The organism is Chryseobacterium sp. MYb328, assembly GCF_037572595.1.
Taxonomy (GTDB): Bacteria; Bacteroidota; Bacteroidia; order Flavobacteriales; family Weeksellaceae; genus Chryseobacterium; species Chryseobacterium pennae.
This window is the reverse complement of sequence record NZ_JBBGZQ010000001.1, coordinates 125,821-144,519: the sequence shown is the minus strand read 5'-3', so window position 1 is coordinate 144,519 and position 18,699 is coordinate 125,821. Positions and strand designations below refer to the sequence as shown.

14 protein-coding genes and 2 pseudogenes are annotated in these 18,699 nt (G+C 35.1%); 14 read left to right on the top strand and 2 right to left on the bottom strand.

Annotated elements, in window-relative coordinates; translation table 11 throughout:
- Nucleotides 1-39 precede the first annotated feature (39 nt).
- From WH267_RS00710 to WH267_RS00650, 14 genes and pseudogenes are all read left to right on the top strand, one after another.
- Entirely contained in the window at nt 40-1,659 is a 1,620-nt protein-coding gene (locus tag WH267_RS00710; protein ID WP_340004784.1) for a T9SS type A sorting domain-containing protein, read from the top strand.
- 12 nt (nt 1,660-1,671) lie between these two features.
- Nucleotides 1,672-4,860, top strand: a complete 3,189-nt coding sequence (locus tag WH267_RS00705; RefSeq protein ID WP_340004782.1) for an RHS repeat domain-containing protein — start codon at nt 1,672-1,674, stop codon at nt 4,858-4,860.
- A 5-nt stretch (nt 4,861-4,865) separates the two neighbouring features.
- A complete protein-coding gene (locus WH267_RS00700; protein WP_340004780.1) occupies nt 4,866-8,456 on the top strand; it encodes a DUF6443 domain-containing protein in 3,591 nt (1,196 codons plus the stop codon).
- A 22-nt stretch (nt 8,457-8,478) separates the two neighbouring features.
- Complete coding sequence (locus tag WH267_RS00695) at nt 8,479-9,039, top strand: hypothetical protein (protein ID WP_141395684.1); 561 nt, start codon at nt 8,479-8,481, stop codon at nt 9,037-9,039.
- Between the two features lie 9 nt (nt 9,040-9,048).
- Nucleotides 9,049-9,201, top strand: a pseudogene (locus WH267_RS25065) (RHS repeat-associated core domain-containing protein); the annotation flags it as partial.
- 93 nt (nt 9,202-9,294) lie between these two features.
- On the top strand, nt 9,295-9,954 hold the full coding sequence (locus WH267_RS00690; protein WP_340004776.1) for a hypothetical protein: 660 nt from the start codon (nt 9,295-9,297) through the stop codon (nt 9,952-9,954).
- Nucleotides 9,954-10,406 carry a hypothetical protein gene (locus WH267_RS00685; protein ID WP_340004774.1) on the top strand — a complete coding sequence of 151 codons (453 nt, stop codon included), beginning with the start codon at nt 9,954-9,956 and terminating at the stop codon, nt 10,404-10,406. Before WH267_RS00690 ends, WH267_RS00685 begins: the two co-directional genes overlap by 1 nt.
- 130 nt (nt 10,407-10,536) lie before the next feature.
- Complete coding sequence (locus WH267_RS00680; RefSeq protein ID WP_340004772.1) at nt 10,537-11,763, top strand: RHS repeat domain-containing protein; 1,227 nt, start codon at nt 10,537-10,539, stop codon at nt 11,761-11,763.
- A gap of 1 nt (nt 11,764) precedes the next feature.
- Nucleotides 11,765-12,217 (top strand): hypothetical protein, encoded by a 453-nt coding sequence (locus WH267_RS00675; protein WP_340004770.1) that lies wholly within the window; start codon nt 11,765-11,767, stop codon nt 12,215-12,217.
- 29 nt (nt 12,218-12,246) lie between these two features.
- Nucleotides 12,247-12,439 (top strand): annotated as a pseudogene (locus tag WH267_RS25060) (RHS repeat-associated core domain-containing protein); the annotation flags it as partial.
- A 230-nt stretch (nt 12,440-12,669) separates the two neighbouring features.
- Nucleotides 12,670-13,047 (top strand): hypothetical protein, encoded by a 378-nt coding sequence (locus WH267_RS00665; protein ID WP_340004768.1) that lies wholly within the window; start codon nt 12,670-12,672, stop codon nt 13,045-13,047.
- A gap of 248 nt (nt 13,048-13,295) precedes the next feature.
- Nucleotides 13,296-14,060 carry a type I methionyl aminopeptidase gene (map, locus tag WH267_RS00660; RefSeq protein ID WP_115973594.1) on the top strand — a complete coding sequence of 255 codons (765 nt, stop codon included), beginning with the start codon at nt 13,296-13,298 and terminating at the stop codon, nt 14,058-14,060.
- Between the two features lie 79 nt (nt 14,061-14,139).
- Entirely contained in the window at nt 14,140-15,675 is a 1,536-nt protein-coding gene (locus WH267_RS00655) for a M20/M25/M40 family metallo-hydrolase (protein ID WP_340004765.1), read from the top strand.
- A 242-nt stretch (nt 15,676-15,917) separates the two neighbouring features.
- Entirely contained in the window at nt 15,918-16,613 is a 696-nt protein-coding gene (locus WH267_RS00650) for a hypothetical protein (protein ID WP_340004763.1), read from the top strand.
- A gap of 97 nt (nt 16,614-16,710) precedes the next feature.
- On the opposite strand, the gene WH267_RS00645 is transcribed toward WH267_RS00650, so the two are convergent.
- Together WH267_RS00645 and WH267_RS00640 are read right to left on the bottom strand one after the other, a co-directional pair.
- The gene (locus WH267_RS00645; RefSeq protein WP_340004761.1) at nt 16,711-17,541 is read right to left on the bottom strand and encodes a DUF2490 domain-containing protein; all 831 of its coding nucleotides are present in this window, start codon (nt 17,539-17,541) and stop codon (nt 16,711-16,713) included.
- A gap of 197 nt (nt 17,542-17,738) precedes the next feature.
- Entirely contained in the window at nt 17,739-18,653 is a 915-nt protein-coding gene (locus tag WH267_RS00640) for a hypothetical protein (protein WP_340004759.1), read from the bottom strand.
- Nucleotides 18,654-18,699: the final 46 nt, after the last annotated feature.

Sequence of the window (18,699 nt, the reverse complement as noted above, 5' to 3'; positions counted from 1 at the left end):
GTGTATTATTAATTATTATATTTAGCAAAACAAATGTTAATGAAAAAGATTTATCTCAGTGCATGTACTGTATGCACGATTCTTGGCGTATCTGCCCAGAATATTCTCTGGCAAAAAGATGTCAAGTCCTCTACTCAGGATTTCCTTAGCCAGGTCACTACCACTATCGATCAGCAGTATCTTATCACAGGAAGCTCTATACAAAGCGACAAACAGCAAACTTCAGGAAGTAAACAGAACAATGGCTACGATTTCCATCTGGTTAAACTCAATCAACAGGGAGAAGAAGCCTGGGAAAAGTATTTCTCGGGAAACAATCACGATTATTTAACTGCAACAGTCAGCACTCAGGAGGGAGGATTTCTTTTAGCAGGAACCTCATACTCTGGAAAAGGACTGGATAAGAAAGAAGATTCCAAAGGAGGTTCAGATATCTGGCTGATCCGGATCAGTGAATCCGGAGATGAATTATGGCAGAAAACATTAGGAACCTCTTCCGATGAAGAAGCTAAAGCAGTCATTCAAAGTACAGATTTAGGCTTTTTTGTAGCCGGGAATGTACAAAACTCTTCCCAAGGGTATGGCTCCAAAGATGTCTGGATCACCAGACTCGACAAAGACGGAAAAGAAGTTTCCCAATTGATAGTAGGCGGAAAAGGTTTGGATGAAGTAGAGAAAATGATTCCCACAAAAGATGGTGGAGCCTTATTAGGAATTTATTCAAGAAGCTCCGAAGTTCGAGGTTCAGGATTAAGAAATCCTGAAAGTAAATCTTCAGATGAAAGGTCTGTCAGTTCAACAGCCATTAGCCAGACGCCAAAAGCCAGCAGCAACTTCGGTGAAGGCGACTACTGGATTATCAAGCTGGATAAAAACGGAAAAGTAGAATGGGAAAAGAACTATGGTGGTAAAGGAGATGACCATATCAGAACCCTGTCTTTGACCTCAAATGGCTATATCATCGGTGGTGAATCCAGATCCGAAAGATCAGGAAACAAAACGGTAGGGATTGAAGAAGGAACCGATCTGTGGCTGATTTCTTTAAATGGAAAAGGTGATGAACAGTGGCAGAAATCCTATAATTTCAAAAACCGTGATATTCTGATGGGAGCAAGCGTAATCCATTCAGGAGACGACAAATCCTCGAAAGGAATTCTGTTAGGTGGTTACACCCAGGCAGAAGGAAGAATAGAAAAAAATGATGAGACGTTCTGGATGATCTACCTGGATGGTAATGGAAACGAACAGTGGCGAAAGCATGTAAGCGGAGAATCCAGACAGAAAGAAGAAAGACTTTCAGATTTGAAACTCAACAGAGACGGTTCTATTATTTTAGCAGGAACCAGTGCCAAAGAATTAGGGAAAGAAAACTGGAAGATTGTAAAACTTGGCGATAAACAGGTAAATGATCTGATTGAAAAATATGATATCAAGATCTATCCCAATCCTGTATCTGATTATGCTTACATAGAAATCGGTTTTGATTTTAAAGAGGCTGATATTATGCTCTATGATATGAGCGGAAGACAGCTTCAGAACTTTAAAACAAAGAACAGAGTGACTAAGATGAATACCCAAGCTTTGGTGCAGGGAGCGTATTTGGTGACGATAAAAACGGATACTAATAAAACAGCGAATGCAAAGCTAATTAAGAAATAAACACGAGAAAAAATGAAAAGAAAAAATATATTTTCAGTAGCCTTATTATTTTTGTGCAGTATCATCGAAGCTCAAAATATATCCAATATTTTACCTCCATCCCCCAATGCTTACAGCTTGTATAAAGTCAGAGATTTGGAACTTGATAAGATGAGTGGAACTGCCAACTTTTCAATTCCCATTTTTGAAATTGTTCAGGATGGAGTAACAATTCCTATTAGTTTATCTTACAATACCGGGGGAATAAAAGTAGACGAAAGATCGGGTTCTGTTGGCTTAGGCTGGGCATTGAATATTCCATATGATATAACTAAGCAAATTCATGGGTTTGATGATGACAATAGAAGACTCAAACTACCCGATAAAAAATATTATCATCCCTCAAGCTATCCTGAGATGCTTCCTTCGTTTAATTATGCTGCTATTGAAATTCCAAATGCTATGCTCATCGATATATTTGATGAAAACAGTATTTATGATATTCAACCGGATATGTATCATTATAAATTGGGGGCGTACTCCGGAAAGTTTTTTCTAGACACCCAAAGAAAACCTCAACTTATTCCTTATCAGCCTATTCAGATAAGTTCAGTTTCTCCTATGAAAATTAATGATTTTGAAGGAAATCTATACGAATTTAATTCAACACTTAATTTTCTGACTAAAGACCGTTGCTCAAATTTTAATGCTGGTGGGGATTTCAGTGGATATAATAATTATAAGATTTCCAATATCACCACTAAGAATAAAACCAATATTTTCTTTAAATATGATCAAAGTGAGAACTATGTAATTCGGGGTTTATATGAAATGAAAAATTTTAAAATAGAAGGCCCCTCGTTAGAGTTTAGCTCTCAACCGTTTTCAATTTCTTGCCAACCAATCAGAGAGGAGCATCATAAATTAATCACTGAAATTTTATTTGACCAGGGAAGAATACAATTCCAATACAAAACTATTCGAAGCGATATGGAGCCGATTAACACTCCTTCTAAAAGTCTTGATGAAATTACCATTTATGATAAAAATAACCGGATAATCAAGAGAGTTCTCTTTTCTTATAATTATTTTACAAGCTCATCTTTTTTAAGTAATAGTAATACATATTTAAACAAACGATTAAAGTTAACTTCATTAAAGATGGATAATGAAATCCATGAATTTGAATATTATGAAGATTCTTCAATCCCAGCCATTAATGTCAATTCAGTGGATTATTGGGGATATCACAGAGGAACAGCAGGAGCAACAAGAATTCCTATAATATACTTTAAAGGATCGGTAAATACAGATGGAGTCAATAGAGAGCCCGATCCAACAGGATTTTTTACAAGGATAATGAGTCTTAAAAAGATCAAATACCCAACAAAAGGGACACTCGAAATTATTTATGAGAATAATGATTATTATGGAGAGAAAAACACTTTTTTAAATCAAAGTATAGGAATAGATTCTGATAATCCATCAGTTGTTTTTACATTAGGGCCGCAGGATATTAAAAGGGTTGTTTATTTTACAACAGATTATGATAATTCTCCTGGTGGATTTGAAAATGGAATTTGTATAGGAAAAGTCTGGATGAAAGAGAACCAAGGAAATTATAAATTGATAGGGAATTTTTCAGATAACGGATCTTTTCCTAAAATTTTATCTTTAGATGGTGAATATAGGTTTACTTTAAACAATTTTGGAGACAAAAAATGTTTTATAAATGCAGAATATCTACAGAAAAAGACTGAAATGGGAGTATTTCCCGCAGGAGGATTAAGATTGAAAACCTTAAATTATTTTGATCATGATTCAAAATTGGCAAAACAAAAACAGTATCGATATGTATCAGATACTCTTGGGTATACGTCAAGTATCATGATGGGACTTCCCAATTTTATTAACGAACGGGTGATACAACAGAAAGTAGGGACGGAATATGAATATAAACTACAATATCTGATCTCTTCAGATGCGGATTTCAACCATTCTTTAAATTCTAATTCATCCGTATCATATACTCAGGTAGACGAGTTTCTGTCTGATGGAAATAAAAATAACGGGAAAATTAAATCCTTTAATTATATTGATAGTAAATTCAATTTTAGTTCATTAAAAAATTCATTTTCTTATAGATTGGTAGATGATTGGAAGAATCACACCTATAAGACACAAGTATATGATTCGAAAAATCAACTCTTAGAATACAATGAATATTTTTACAAAATTTACAGAGCAAAAAACGAATTGTCTGCCGATGCATATGGAAAATATATAGGATATGCAATGAGTAAAGGAGTTTTTCCCTCCGTTAATTCCAGTGAAATGATTGGAAATGGTTTTATAACAATAAGAGGATATCAAGCTCTTCTTGAAAGCCTTAGTTTCTATGGTCTAGATTCAGGGCTAAAGTTTCTTGCAGAATCCCGGAATTATAAAATTTTGAACGGAAAACCAGTCCTTACAAAAGAAAATAAAGAGTTCCAAAATTCTAAAGAATTCCCACATCTGCTTCTCTCAAGTACCACCACAGATCCTGATGGTAGCGTTATTCAATCCAAATATCAATATGCCCATGAAAAAGGGAATCAATTGATGATCTCAAAGAATATGATTAGAGTTCCTTTAGAAGTCAAAACAAGTAAGACTATGGGAGTTAACAGTAAAATGCTGACCAAAACAGAAACATTATATCCATCTAACCAATCGGAAGCGGATATCAAAACATCAGGCTTAGTATTGCCATATGCTGTACTTTCAACTGATTTGCAAAATGTTACATCGACTGATGTTACTTATGATAAGTATGATTCTAAAGGAAATCTTTTACAGTATACCACCAAAGACGGTGCTGTAACGGTTATTATTTGGGGCTACAACCAGACTAAACCTATTGCCAAGATTGAAAATATACGATTAACTGATATCCAGCAATCTTTTATAGACAGTATCGTGAATGCTTCTGATCTGGATGCTGCAGCCGGAGCAAATAATGAGAATAACCTACTTAATGCCTTTCAAACTTTCAGAGCCAATTTGTCCGGGCATCAGGTGACGACTTACAGTTATGATCCATTAATTGGAGTAAGAAGCATTACCCCGCCATCCGGAATAAGAGAAAGTTACCTTTATGATTCGGCCAATAGACTTGAAAAAGTAGTTGATGCTAACGGAAAGATCCTGAGGGAAATGAAATACAACTATAAAAACTAAAACCGATGAAAAAAATAATAATCCCCATAAGCATGCTGCTGATTACCCATTCAGTGCATGCCCAGCTTACCCCGCTCCCTAATACGGAGAATTATATACAGACCAAAACCTATCTGGATTATAATGGATCTGTTCCTACAAAATCTTCTGAAACAGTAGGATATTTCGATGGCTTGGGAAGACCTAAGCAGGTAGTGAACGTAAAAGCTTCCCCATTAGGAAGAGATGTGGTCATCCATATAGAATACGATCAGTTTGGAAGACAGACAAAAGATTATCTTCCTGTCCCACAATCAGGAACTCAGAATGGTGCCATTATTACCAATCCTTTATCCAATGCAACCCAACCCGGGATTTATGGGTCAGAAAAGATCTATTCGGAAAAGATGTTGGAAAAATCACCTTTGGACAGAATTATGCAACAGATTCAGCCCGGTAACGACTGGGCCAATAAACCTGTAGGATTTGTATATGAAGCCAATATTCTGAATGAAGTATATCAATATACCACGAAAACAGCATGGGAGAATGGAGCTACCAAAAGCGAGCTTATTCTGGCTTCAGCTACTTCCTTCTATGCTCCCGGAACATTGTATAAAAATGTAGTCACTGATGAAGACGGAAATAAAACCGTGGAGTTTAAGAATGGAAGGGGTCAGACCCTGATGGTAAGAAAGATCATTACCAATGCATATATAGACACTTATTATGTGTATAATGAATATGACCAGTTGGCTTTTGTTATTTCCCCCAATGCGGCAAACAAACCAATTACGGAAACATTACTTAATGATCTCTGCTACCAATACCGATATGATGGCAGAAACCGTCTGGTTGAGAAGAAATTACCAGGCAAAGGATGGGAATATATCGTTTATGACAAAAGGGATAGACCTGTGATGACACAGGATGCAAATCTCAAAGCTAAAAATCAATGGCTTCTTACAAAATATGACCAATTCAGCAGAGTTGTTTATACTGGTATTACTAATAATCCTTCCTTAAGGATTGATTTACAGGAGTATATCAATAACAGTATGGGGAGTCCTATAAATGATGAACAAAGAACTCTATCATATTTCACCATAAATGGGATGAATGTATATTACACCAATTTAGTATCTCCATCAGGAATCAATGTTTTACTGACAATCAATTACTATGATACTTATCCTGGATATACCTTTAATCCGCCGTTTCCTTCCACCATTCAGGGAGTACCTACCTTAACTGAGACAATATCTTCAGAAGGAAGAAGTACCAAAGGGCTTCCTGTGATGAGCCTGGTAAAGAATATTGAAGATGACAGTTGGACCAAAAACTACACCTATTATGACACCAAAGCAAGAGCTATTGGAACTCATTCTATCAATCATTTAGGGGGGTATACCCAAACAGAGTCTAGGCTGGATTTTACCGGAGTAGCTCACAATGTTGTTACCAGACATAAAAGACTGGCAACCGATACAGAAACAGTGATCACAGAGAATTTTGAGTACGATCACCAGAACAGGCTGCTTGTACACAAACATCAGGTAGACTCTAATCCTGCAGAAATCCTTACTCAGAATACATACAATGAACTTTCCCAGCTGGAATCTAAAAAGGTGGGTGGAATTTCTGTAGGAACTCCACTTCAGCAGATTAACTATAAATACAATATCAGAGGCTGGATGACTAAAATTAATGATCCTGTTAACCTGAATGGAAAACTGTTTGGGTATGAAATAAAATACACTAATCCAGTTAATCCACTCTATGCCACTGCAAAATACAACGGTAATATCGCAGAAATAGACTGGAATACCTCCAACGATAATGTATTGAGAAGATATACCTATGATTACTATGCAGATAATAAACTGAAGTTTGGGCATTACTCTGAACCCTGGGCAACAGTACCTCAAAACAGCTTTTACAGTGAGTATATTATTTATGACCTGAACGGAAATATCACTCAGTTATACCGTAACGCTAAGAACTCCACTACTGGAGTCGCAATGCAGATTGATGATCTTACCTATAGCTATGCAGGAAACAGGTTACAGACGGTAACAGATGGCACCCAGAATAATGCAGGTTATGAAGGAGGAGGTAATATTATTGAGTATGACCTGAATGGGAGTATGACCAGTATGAAGGATAAAGGAATTACATCCATCGCTTACAATTTTCTCAATCTTCCTGATAAAATGATCATGCTACAGTCCGGAGTAGGTCTTACTTATTTATATGGAGCCAATGGTACAAAACTTCAGAAAGTAAACTCAACTTATGAATGTGGTATTGTAGATTGCTATACTGTCAATGCTATATCAGATTATCTGGATGGCTTCCAGTATATGAGTACTTCTATAAGTAGGGGTAATGGTGGTGATACTGAGTTATTGTCTAAAAGTCGGGAAATGTCTAAGGCAATGGAGATCCAGGCCTATACACTCAATGATACTATTGTCCCAGCTACAGCAAGAGGTTCTTTGGGGCAAACAAAGAATCCCAATCTTTCTTTTTTTCCAACAGCAGAAGGGTATTATGATTATCAAAAAGATCAGTATATTTACCAATACAAGGATCACCTTGGAAATGTGAGAATAAGTTTCGGAAGAAACAGCGCAGGTGCTCTTGAAATCACAGATGCCAATGATTACTATCCATTTGGAATGAATCACCTCAATACCGGAAATACATTTTTTGGACAGGGTACTTATAAGAACTACAAGTACAATGGCAAAGAGTTGCAAGAGACGGGTATGTATGATTATGGAGCGAGATTTTATATGCCGGATTTGGGAAGATGGGGTGTGATGGATCCACTGGCGGAAACTTCCAGACGTTGGAGTACTTACACCTATGCCTACAATAACCCAATTAGATTTATTGACCCAGATGGAATGCAAAATAAAGATATAACATTTGGTAAAAATATTTCTGCTGAAACTCAAAATAAAATTGTAAGTGATTTAGAGCAAGAAACAGGACTTAAACTATCTATTGGTGATAATGGTAAATTAAGTTATACGGAACCTTCCGATGCTAGTGGAAGTAAAACAGCCCGTGATATGATAAAAGGAGCAATCGATAATCATAGAACAGTATATAGTATAGACTCAGACAATAGTAAAGGTTCATCAATTAGTGGTGAACCTACAGTAAAAGGAGAATGGATTGGAAATAAATACGGTTTTACAAGCTATTTTGATTTAAACATTAATACTGACCAAATAGATGCTTTTATTTCAGGAACTAGTGAAGCTCTTAATCCTTTGACTATGGGATATGGAATGATAACTCTTCATGAAGTAAGTCATAAATATAATAATTTAATAGATGGTATTATTGGAGATGATGGAAGAGAGCTTTCGGCGACCTCTATATATGGTATGCAGGGAGATAATGAAAAAAAAGTTATTAATGTCATTAGAACTGAGTTAGATAATTCAAAAGGATTTAAACTGCCATTTGGCCAACGAAAATCTTATTCTCCAATGAATTCAGGAAGTTTTAATTTTAGTGCATTTAGTAGTGAAGCCTATTCTAAAGGACCGCTGAAAGTCGATCCTAAAAAAGATTTATATATCAAAACTCCTCAAAGATAATAAACTCAATAAAAGATATAAAATGAAAACTTATCAAGTACTTGTATATTGTGTAGCTCTTGTTACTTTTATTAGCTGTAATTCTCAATCGAAAACAATGTATAATGAAGCATATATGGCTATAAGCAATGATTTTATCAGCAAAGATATTTCATTAAAAGAGTTTGGGAAAGATGTTTCTGGATTATATATTTATGATTTAATCTATCCCTATCCTTTAGATAAAAATGATTCAAGTAATTTTTATAAAAATATTTTATCAGAAAAAGAAGAAATAAAACCTTTAAGAGAAGATAAGCATCTTAAAGAGTTATCTAATAAATATAAGAATATAAACTGGGAACTTAATGCTCAATTTAATACTATATTTAAAACCGTTGTGCAATATCAAGGGGTTCCAAATGGACCATTAAATGCTGCTATATTTTCTGAAATTCACGACAATCAATTAAGAATTGATGTGGTCCCTTTTTTTAAAGGAAATCCCAAATATTGCGGATCAATTACCAAATACTACTTTAAATTTGATAAAACTAAAATTATAGAAAATAAAAAATGGACTGATCACTATGAGTGTTGGTAATAAAGACTATTGATTGGTAGCTTTAATTATAAGTACCAAGGGCAAGAGTTACAAGAGACTGGTTTTTACTCGTTTAAGTGGCGTAAATACATGCCGGATATAGGACGCTTCGCTCAAATAGATCCGCTTTCTGAAAAATATGCTTATAATTCTACATATGCGTTCCAAGAGAATAAGTTAGGAATGGGCGTTGAGTTGGAGGGGTTGGAATTATTGAAAAATCATACAGGCTTTTTTGCTATTCATGGAAATGCTATGAAAGTTAGACAAGCTCCTGTTTCTCAAAGAGATAGTAATGGAAGTCCTGCGTTTACAGCTGGAGATATTGGGTTGTCAACAAGTGGTTATAGTCCTAATGGGGCAAGAATGTCTTCAGGAAATACAGGCTTAAGGCTTGATTCTTATAAATATGACGGTCCAGTAGCTGATGCTGTGCAAATGCAGAATACAAGGGATAAAATATCCACTAAAGTTCGTCAGAGTTTTAAAACTACAAAAACGGGTGCGGAAATGTGGAATATTAAGCAGTATCGAGCCGATCAGGCGAGTGCAGCAAGTAGTGGAATAAAAGAGATTGTTAAATTGGCGAAGTTGGGAGCAAATATTCCTGATGCTATTAAAAGTACTAGTGATTATGTGCAGGCAGTAAATGATGTTACAGCAGTAAAGTCTCAGGCTGTGACTATGGATCAAGCAATTAAATACGTTGACGGAAGTGGAATTGATATGAATCAACAGACTAGGAATGACGTAGTAAATTATGTATTTGACGGAACGTTGCCTAGCCCTGATGCCGGATTAATGCCAAATTCTTTAATCATCCAGAATGGCTCAGAGATTATGAGAACTAATGGCATCCCTATTCAACCACTTGACGAACAATTAACAACAAAAAGTAGAAATATACCTCAATAATGAAAACAATTAAATACATTTTAGGAATACTATTCTTATTGAATATAAGCTGCTGTGTAAATCAGAAGAAAAAGGATGAAGAGCAAATAAAGGAAACAGTTACTAAATACTGGAAAGCGGTTAAGGAAAATGATTTACAGTCATATAATAACTTGATTTACGATTCAGAAAATTATCCTGGTGTAACTGCGTCCGAATTATTTTTTTTAAACAAGCATTATAATGCAATTAACTCAAAGGAAAAGTTTTTAAATAATATTAAGATAAAGGATACAACAGATATTATTCCAAGTGTTAAAATGAAATATGTTCAGTATACATACAAGAAAGAGAACGATAGTAATAATCTGAAAAAACCTTTGATTATAACACTTATGTTTTACAAACAAATGGGGTTTGATAAGATATACTATCCAGGAATTTTACAAAACCATATAGGTTGGGATAAATAAGAGCACCCCCAGCTGCGCAAAGTCTCCTGACTTTGAGCAATCAAAATAAAAGAACCTTTGCAAGAGCAAAGGTTTTTTACTTATACACTGCTCATCCGGATAAAAAATCTCATCCATCAAATATAATTACTTGAATTTGCCTCAACAGGTTATCCAAGATTCAAAAACAACTTATTATATCTACAGAGCGGATGGAACAAAGGTTAAAAAATCAGGAACTGCTGGCTTGGCTACAGATTATCTGGATGGTTTCCAATATACAGAAGCAAGCTTGAAATTTGTTCCTACTTCAGAAGGTTATTTTAATTTTGAAAATAATAAGTACATTTACAATTACGCAGACCATTTGGGAAATGTACGATTGAGTTATTTCAAAAATGGTACGGGAATAGAAGTTCTTGAGGAGAATAATTATTATCCTTTTGGTTTGAAACATGAAGGGTATAATATATTAGGAGGTAATCCAAACTATAATTACAAGTATCAGGGACAGGAGTTGCAAGAAACTGGTTTTTACTCGTTTAAGTGGCGTGAATATATGCCCGACATTGGTCGATTTATTCAGTTAGATCCATTAGCAGAAAAGTTCCCATATAATTCTACCTATGCTATTCAAGAAAATAAAATGGGAATGGGTATTGAATTAGAAGGTTTAGAATTGTTACCACATCATTCTGGTTATTTTGCGATTGGTGGAAATCAAATGATAGTTAAGCAAGCTCCTATTACACAAAGAGATTCCTTTGGAAGACCATCTTTCAGAGCTGGAGATATTGGTTTATCAACAAGTGGTTATAATCCTGACAGAGCAAGAATGTCTTCAGGAACAACAGGTTTGAAGCTGAATTCTTACAGATATAGTGGACCAACTCCGTCTAGTGCAAAAATGGAAAGCGTTAGAGGGGACGACCGACCAACAAATATTTGGACAAAAACATACGATAAAGGTCTTGATAAAGCAGGTAAGTTAAATAGTGGGATTAAAGAGCTATACAAGTTAGGCGATATGACAGCCAATATTACTGACGCAATAAAAAGTACAAGTAATTATACACAAGCAACAAAAGATGTAAACTCCGTTTTGGATCAAGCTGGAGTTATGGGAGATGCTATCAATTATGTAGATTCTAATGGAATGAAAATGGATTCACAATTAAGAAATGATGTTGTTAATTACGTTTTTGATGGTACTTTACCAGCGGGTACAGATACACAAAACGGTCTTATTATTCAGAACGGAACATCAGTTTTAAACTCTAACAATTTACCAGTTCGTCCAACACCTGGACAAGTACAAAGTATGCTGGAAAACAAGCAAAAAGAAATGCAAAATCAAGTAAACAGTATTCCACACTAATATGAAGACAATTAAGTACATATCAATATTATTGATCCTTTTCAGTTTCAGCTGTTGTGTAAACCAGAAGAAAAAGGATGAAGAACAAATAAAAGAAACGGTTCAAAAATTTTGGGAGAAAGCCAAGATAAATGATTTTGAAGGTTATAAAAGTTTAGTTGCGGATCCTGATGTTTTTTCAGGAGTAATGCAGGTAGATCTTAATTTTATTCATAAAAACTATGATAAAATAAATCCTAATGATATTCTCCTAAAAAATATTAAAGTGAAAGATACTAGTATTGCAGGACCTAATGTGCATCAAAAATACGTACAGTATGTAATAAAAAAAGAAAATGACACTAATTATCTGAAGAAACCTTTGCTTATTACATTATTATTTTATAAGCCTGTCGGATATGATAAAATATTTAATAGAAAAATTTTGCAAAACCACATAGGTTGGGATAAATAAGGGCAATAACGCTTATCAAGTGTTGTTGCTATCAATATAAGTATAATGGAAAGGAGCTGCAGGAGACAGGAATGTATGATTATGGGGTAAGAATGTATATGCCAGATATTGGAAGATGGGGTGTCGTTGACCCAACTAGCGGAAAAGTCTAGGAGATTTTCACCATTTGCGTATGCAATGGATAATCCATTAAGATTCATTGATCCAGATGGTAGACAAGTCGATGATTGGAGAAACAAGAATGGACAGTTAGTTTATGATACTAAAAATAAAGGGCACCTATTAGATTAATTTCGTGTAGTACTGGAGTTTTTGGTGATGGTGCAGCATATCAATTATCAAGATATTTAAAATCTCCAGTAACAGCTCCTACAAACTTAGTTAGGGTATTAAAAGATGGTAGTTATCAGGTTTTTGGGGGTGGAAGATTTAGAACATTTTATAATACAACAATGAAATATATAGGGTTTATAAAAGAATATGATACAATTCCTGAAGCTTTGGAGTTAGAAGCATACAGAAATGCAGGAATATATAATAGTGTAAATAAAAATAAAATTCTTGATTATTTAAAAAATGGAGAAGTAGCTTTAGCTTGGATGGGTGTTTTTATTAATGTAGAAAGTCAAGACTTTATTGGGCCTCAAATATATTACACTGATGGTAATTGGATATGGCCATCTTATTTAATTTATTACTTAGAAAATGATAAAAACTTTTGTCTAGAAAATAATTTTATAAGTCAAAAAATTCCAAAAGATAAACTTACTGAAATTGAAAATGATTTTATTATGAAATTAGAAGATGGAACCACTCTGCAAAGTTTGTAACTTTAAGGATTTAAATAAAAAAACCGCTAGCGCGAGCGTCATGCTCGTGATAATAATAACAAAAGTCACCCCTCGCTGCCGCACGAATCCTTTCGTGTGGGTGAGATAATAATAAACAGCCACTGCTATTTTTGCAGTGGCTGTTTACTTTCTTAATAAAACAAATTTTTATTCTTTAACTTTGTCTTTTTCAGTACCTATGAATATCTTTTAGTATTGAAATTTATATCCAATCAAAAAATAATATCATGTCAATTACCAGCGATGATCAGTTAATCGGAATGCAAAAAGTAAGTGAGGCGGTTGCCTATACTTTAAAAGAAATGACACAATATGCCCAGCCAGGGATGACTACAAAAGAGCTTGATGAATATGGTGCCAAAATACTCGCCGGTTTCGGAGCCAAATCTGCACCTTACCTTACTTATGGATTTCCGGGATGGACCTGTATAAGCGTAGATAATGAATTTTGCCACGGGATTCCTACCGATCAAAGAGTTTTGAAAGAAGGGGATCTTATCAATATTGATGTTTCCGCTGAACTCAACGGATATTGGGCTGATAATGGCGGTTCTTTTGTGATAGGGAAAGATGTCAATCAGCATCAGAAATTGGTAGAAGCTTCCAAAGATATTCTTCAAAAAACCATTGATAACATTAAAGGAGGGGTGAAAATTGCTGATATTGGATTTTTAATGGAGACAGAAGCGAAGAAAAGAGGTTTTAAAGTTATTAAGAACCTCGGTGGACATGGAGTAGGAAGAAGTTTACACGAACAACCTGATGAGTTGCTAAATTATAAAAACCGTTTTGATACCAGACGTTTTAAGAAAAATTCTGTGGTGGCTATTGAAACATTTATTTCCACTTCCTCAAATCTTGCTGTAGAATTAAAAGATGGCTGGACTATGGTAGGGAACAAAGGCGGCTATATGGCACAACATGAACATACTATTTTAATCACTGATGGAAAACCAATCATTCTGACCCAAATGAATGAAATCCTGAACTGATATCCTCCATCCTTAAAATTGTTAATGAGAAAATACTTTGCTATATTTAAAGAACCAAACCATTCATAAACTATTCACTATGAAAAAAGTTCTTTTAACCATTCTTGGAATTCTTGTTATTCTTGCAGCAATAGTATTGATTAAAACATACACCTATCCTTTTAAGAAAAATCTATCAGGAGCCGGAGAAGAATGGAAGCCTGTAAAAAATGATTCTGCAGTATCAAGGTTTTCCGGAGGGATAAAGATTCCTACCGTTTCTACAGGTAGTTTGGGCGAATTTAATTATGCCCCTTTTGATCAGTTTAAAGAATATCTGAAAACAACCTATCCATTAGTATATCAAAATACCGAAAACATAGAGGTTAATAAATACGGACTGGTTTTCAGGCTTAAAGGAAGTAATTCAGCATTAGAACCCATATTGTTTCTTTCCCACATGGATGTAGTTCCACCGGGAGATGCTGATATAAAAAATACAGATGAAAATGTTTTCAGACCGGATGATAAACCTTCCGAGTCAGTTTCAAAAGTTGCTGAAGATTGGGAATATGCCCCTTTTTCAGGAGCAGTGGCCAGTGGAAGAATCTATGGAAGGGGAGCAATAGACATGAAAGGGATGCTTTTCTCTTTGATGGAGTCTATGAATAATCTGATTAAAAGCAAGCAGATTCCTCAAAGAGATATCTATTTAGCTTTTGGTTTCGATGAAGAGGTAGGTGGAAAGAATGGAGCCATTCAGATTGCAGATTATTTTAAGAAAAAAGGATTGAAGTTCGATGCTGTATATGATGAAGGCGGATTGATTATGAAAAAAGGAAATGTAGCAGGAGTAGATGCGGATGTAGCAGTTGTAGGATGTGCTGAAAAAGGCTTTCTATCTGCAAAAATAAAAGTAAAAGGACTGGGGGGGCACTCCTCAATGCCACCTATGGAAAGTGCTATAGGAAAAGCAGCCGTTATTATGCAAAAACTGGAAGATGATCAGATGAAACCTGTTATCACTCCACTGGTAAAAGATTTTTTTGATAATATAGGCGGAGCAATGCCCTTTACAACAAGGCTGGCTTTGGCTAATCAGTGGCTTTTAAAACCGTTGTTGATCTCACAACTAACCAAAAGTAATACAACCACCAATGCATTGGTACGAACTACAACAGCGTTAACGATGATGAAAGGAAGTGACGGAACCAATGTGCTTTCTCCCGAAGTTGAGTTTGTTGTTAATTTCAGACTACTTCCCGGAAATACAGTGAAAGATGTTCGGGACCATATCGCAAAAGCAACCCAGGGTTTTGATGTTGAAATTGAAGAAATCGACAATACAAGAGAAGCTTCGTCAGTATCTCCATCCAATACAAAAGCGTTCAAACTGATTGAAGCAGGAGTTAAAGAAATTTACCCCGCAGCTATTGTTTCACCCTATCTTACAATGGCTGGAACCGATGCAGGGAAATACGAAATTGTAAGCAAAAACGTCTACAGATTCATGCCGATCAGGATCAATAGTGCCGAACAGCAAAGTATCCACAGTACCAATGAGTACCTGAGCATAGAAAACTACCTGAAAATGATCCATTATTTTGAATTCATGATGAAGAATTATGATAAGTAGGACGAGGTGTGTAAGATGCATTTCTAGTTGGATGAATATGTCAATTGGTTGTTAATCAGTTTGTTTTACTTGTTGGTTTTTATAAGAAATGGAATTATAATTGATATTTAGTTGCTTAGAATTGTTAATTACTGATCAAAGTTTCTCATTTCAGATTTCTTTTTCTTTTTTCAGAAAAAAAATAATACGTCAAGTTTTGTCGCATTACGGTAATAGCTTTGTCCTATCAAAATTACAGAGCTATGGAATTGCCATTTTACTTAAACTTTAACGACTTTGAAAACCATTATTATGATCAGCTTGAAAAATGGTTTGAAGAATATCATAATACCAGTGAGGCAGATTATCTGAAGACCCTTGCAGGCTTATATGCTCCTTATCTCTATTATAATTTTGCTGATGACAGCCTGCAGGCAGATGCCACCATTGAAATTAAAGATTGTTTCTTTCCCTATCATGAAAAGATAGGTATTTCATTCTGTACAGGCTGTGAACATGGTACATCACCCCAAAAAGGAATGAATCATGTTTTTGAATGGAAAACTATTTCCATGATGGAATATGCCCAGCATATCCTGGATAAGATCAACCGCCATTGCTCAAAAAATAAAGAAGCCCTGAGTGGTTATAAAAATATTCTGGATTACATCAATGATTATGATATTGTAACTTCCCGTGAAGGAGCCGGATATTGTGTGAGCTATAACAGACATCAGATGACGATTCCTTTTCTTAAAGCTTATCTTCCGTATTATGGACAGACCGTAGATATGGCGCTGTACAGAGATTTTATTTTCTCCATTGTACAGATCGCAGAATTTATCGATCAGAAATTAAAGATCATTCAGGCTTACGAACATACCATTTATGCCCAGTCAAGGGCAGAAGCTAAATTCAAGGTACAGATGAGCCGCCAGTTTCTGACTCTTTGCAACTAAAATTTTACACCAACATTCATACTTAATTATATTACGGAGAATTTATATTTTCCAACGAAAATCCCGGTCAGCAATGACTGGGGTTTTTAGATTTATTTTAATCAAGATGATCCTGATCGTTGGTCTCTCTCTTTTTATAAGGAATATTCCAGATGAGGTCTGCTGCAATATAGTGAACCCCACCATGGTGAATACTTCTGCTTCCTCTGATCAGATCATCCATATAACCAATATCTACTGTAAAAGGAGAGTTGGGGATATTGAACATATAATAAGCTGCCAGCCGCAGCTCCCGGTATCCGAAAGAATTCCAGTGCTGGTCATGTTCGTTGAAGTGACTGATAGAAAATAATGCTTCAGCACTTATTGCCAGCTTCTGATTATTCTTTGGAGATAAATTATAGGTCAGTTGGCTTTTGACACGCATTCTGAGTTGGAAATCTTCATCCACTTTATGAAAATCAGCATCAAAAAACTTTCTGAATTCCTGACGAACTGTATTTTTAAGTTTAAATTTTTTACCCAGATCAAAAGTATAGGCATACCGGCCATAAATTCTGAATTCCTGTTCTATATTTTCCCTGTCATAAGGTGATTCCTTTTCATATTCAGGTTGTCGTCTGTAGCTTAAAGCATAACTGTATTGCTGATGAGGAGCAAAAGAATGATAAAACTCGTGGTTTAATACAAAAATAGCCTGTTTAGCAAACAGATTATCATTGTCAGGGCTGCTTTTACGTCCTATAGCAATATAGCTCATGGTTTGCTTCTTTCCCAAAGAATCAAGATTACGTTTCACTCCAAACGCTGACCAGAATGCAGTGTTGGCGTCTCCAAGGCCTGGTGGGCTGATCTGTGCTTTTACAAAGCTTGCTAAAAAACCTGTGATACTTAATAAAATGAAGACTTTTTTTATACCGAACATCATGATAACTGCTTTATTATTAAAGTTAACATCTGCGAAATCATAAGGTTAGATGAAAATATCTAAGATGCGCAGAGAAAATATTTTGTCATAACAAATTTATAGGGCTTTATGAATACAATGTTTATCCAAAATCCTTAAATACTGTTTAAAAACATGACAAAATAAATAGACGACTTTGGAAAGATTTAGGAATACAATTATTCAATCCCCATTTTTTCCTGAGAACAGTCAATGTAAATTCTGTTATTTAAAAAGATTTTATTCCCCAGCATTCCTGTCATCCCGGAAAATTTCATCAGCATATATTGAGTCTGGGAAAATCCTTCTACATAGGTAACTTCACTGAGTAGAATATCTCTGTTTCCAAGACCAATCAACTCATGACTTCCTGTTGTATGAGTTATTAAAATATGGGGCCTCGACTGAGCTTTTTCCGTTTTAACTTTTGACTGCGGCAGTCTTAAGATTTCCCAGTTTTCCTTACTTGTAAGCAATTCATAAGCACTGGTTCCGGAGTCATAAAGGAATTTTTCATCCTTTCCTTTTAAATTGCCGTTAATAATGATTTTCCTCTTTTTGAATTTAAAACCAATAAGATTATTCCGAAACTCATCCGGCTCTTGGGACATATTGAAAACAATATGTTGATCTCTGAAATTGATCATTGTTTTCCTGTTTTCAAGAATATCAGCACCTAATGTTCCTATAATTTTAACAGGATCATTTTTTTCGAAAGCTTTTCCTGTATTGGATATTTTGATCTTATCAGATGTAATTTTCGACTGACCGATATAAAATGAGGATATCGCCCTTTCATTTCTGAAGGAGATTCCTTTCAGCTTTTGTATTGCTTTACTGTAAAATTCCGTGTCTGCAGCTCCTGTATCAAACTGAAGATAATAAGTTGTGGTGTCTTTAGGAAAATGAATGGGGACCATCAGGGCATTTTTATCATTTTCCATCCATTTGATGGGTACAGCTCCGCTTTCATCTTCAACCCTTAAATAATTCTTTTCAGGAGTGAATTTCTGATCAAAGTAGAGATATCCGCTTAATCCTGCAATAGCAATGATCATTAAAACAGATATCACAATTTTCTTAAATGTTTTCATGTTGATTTTTTAAGCAAGATTCGGAAATCTTACGTGGCTTTTGCAC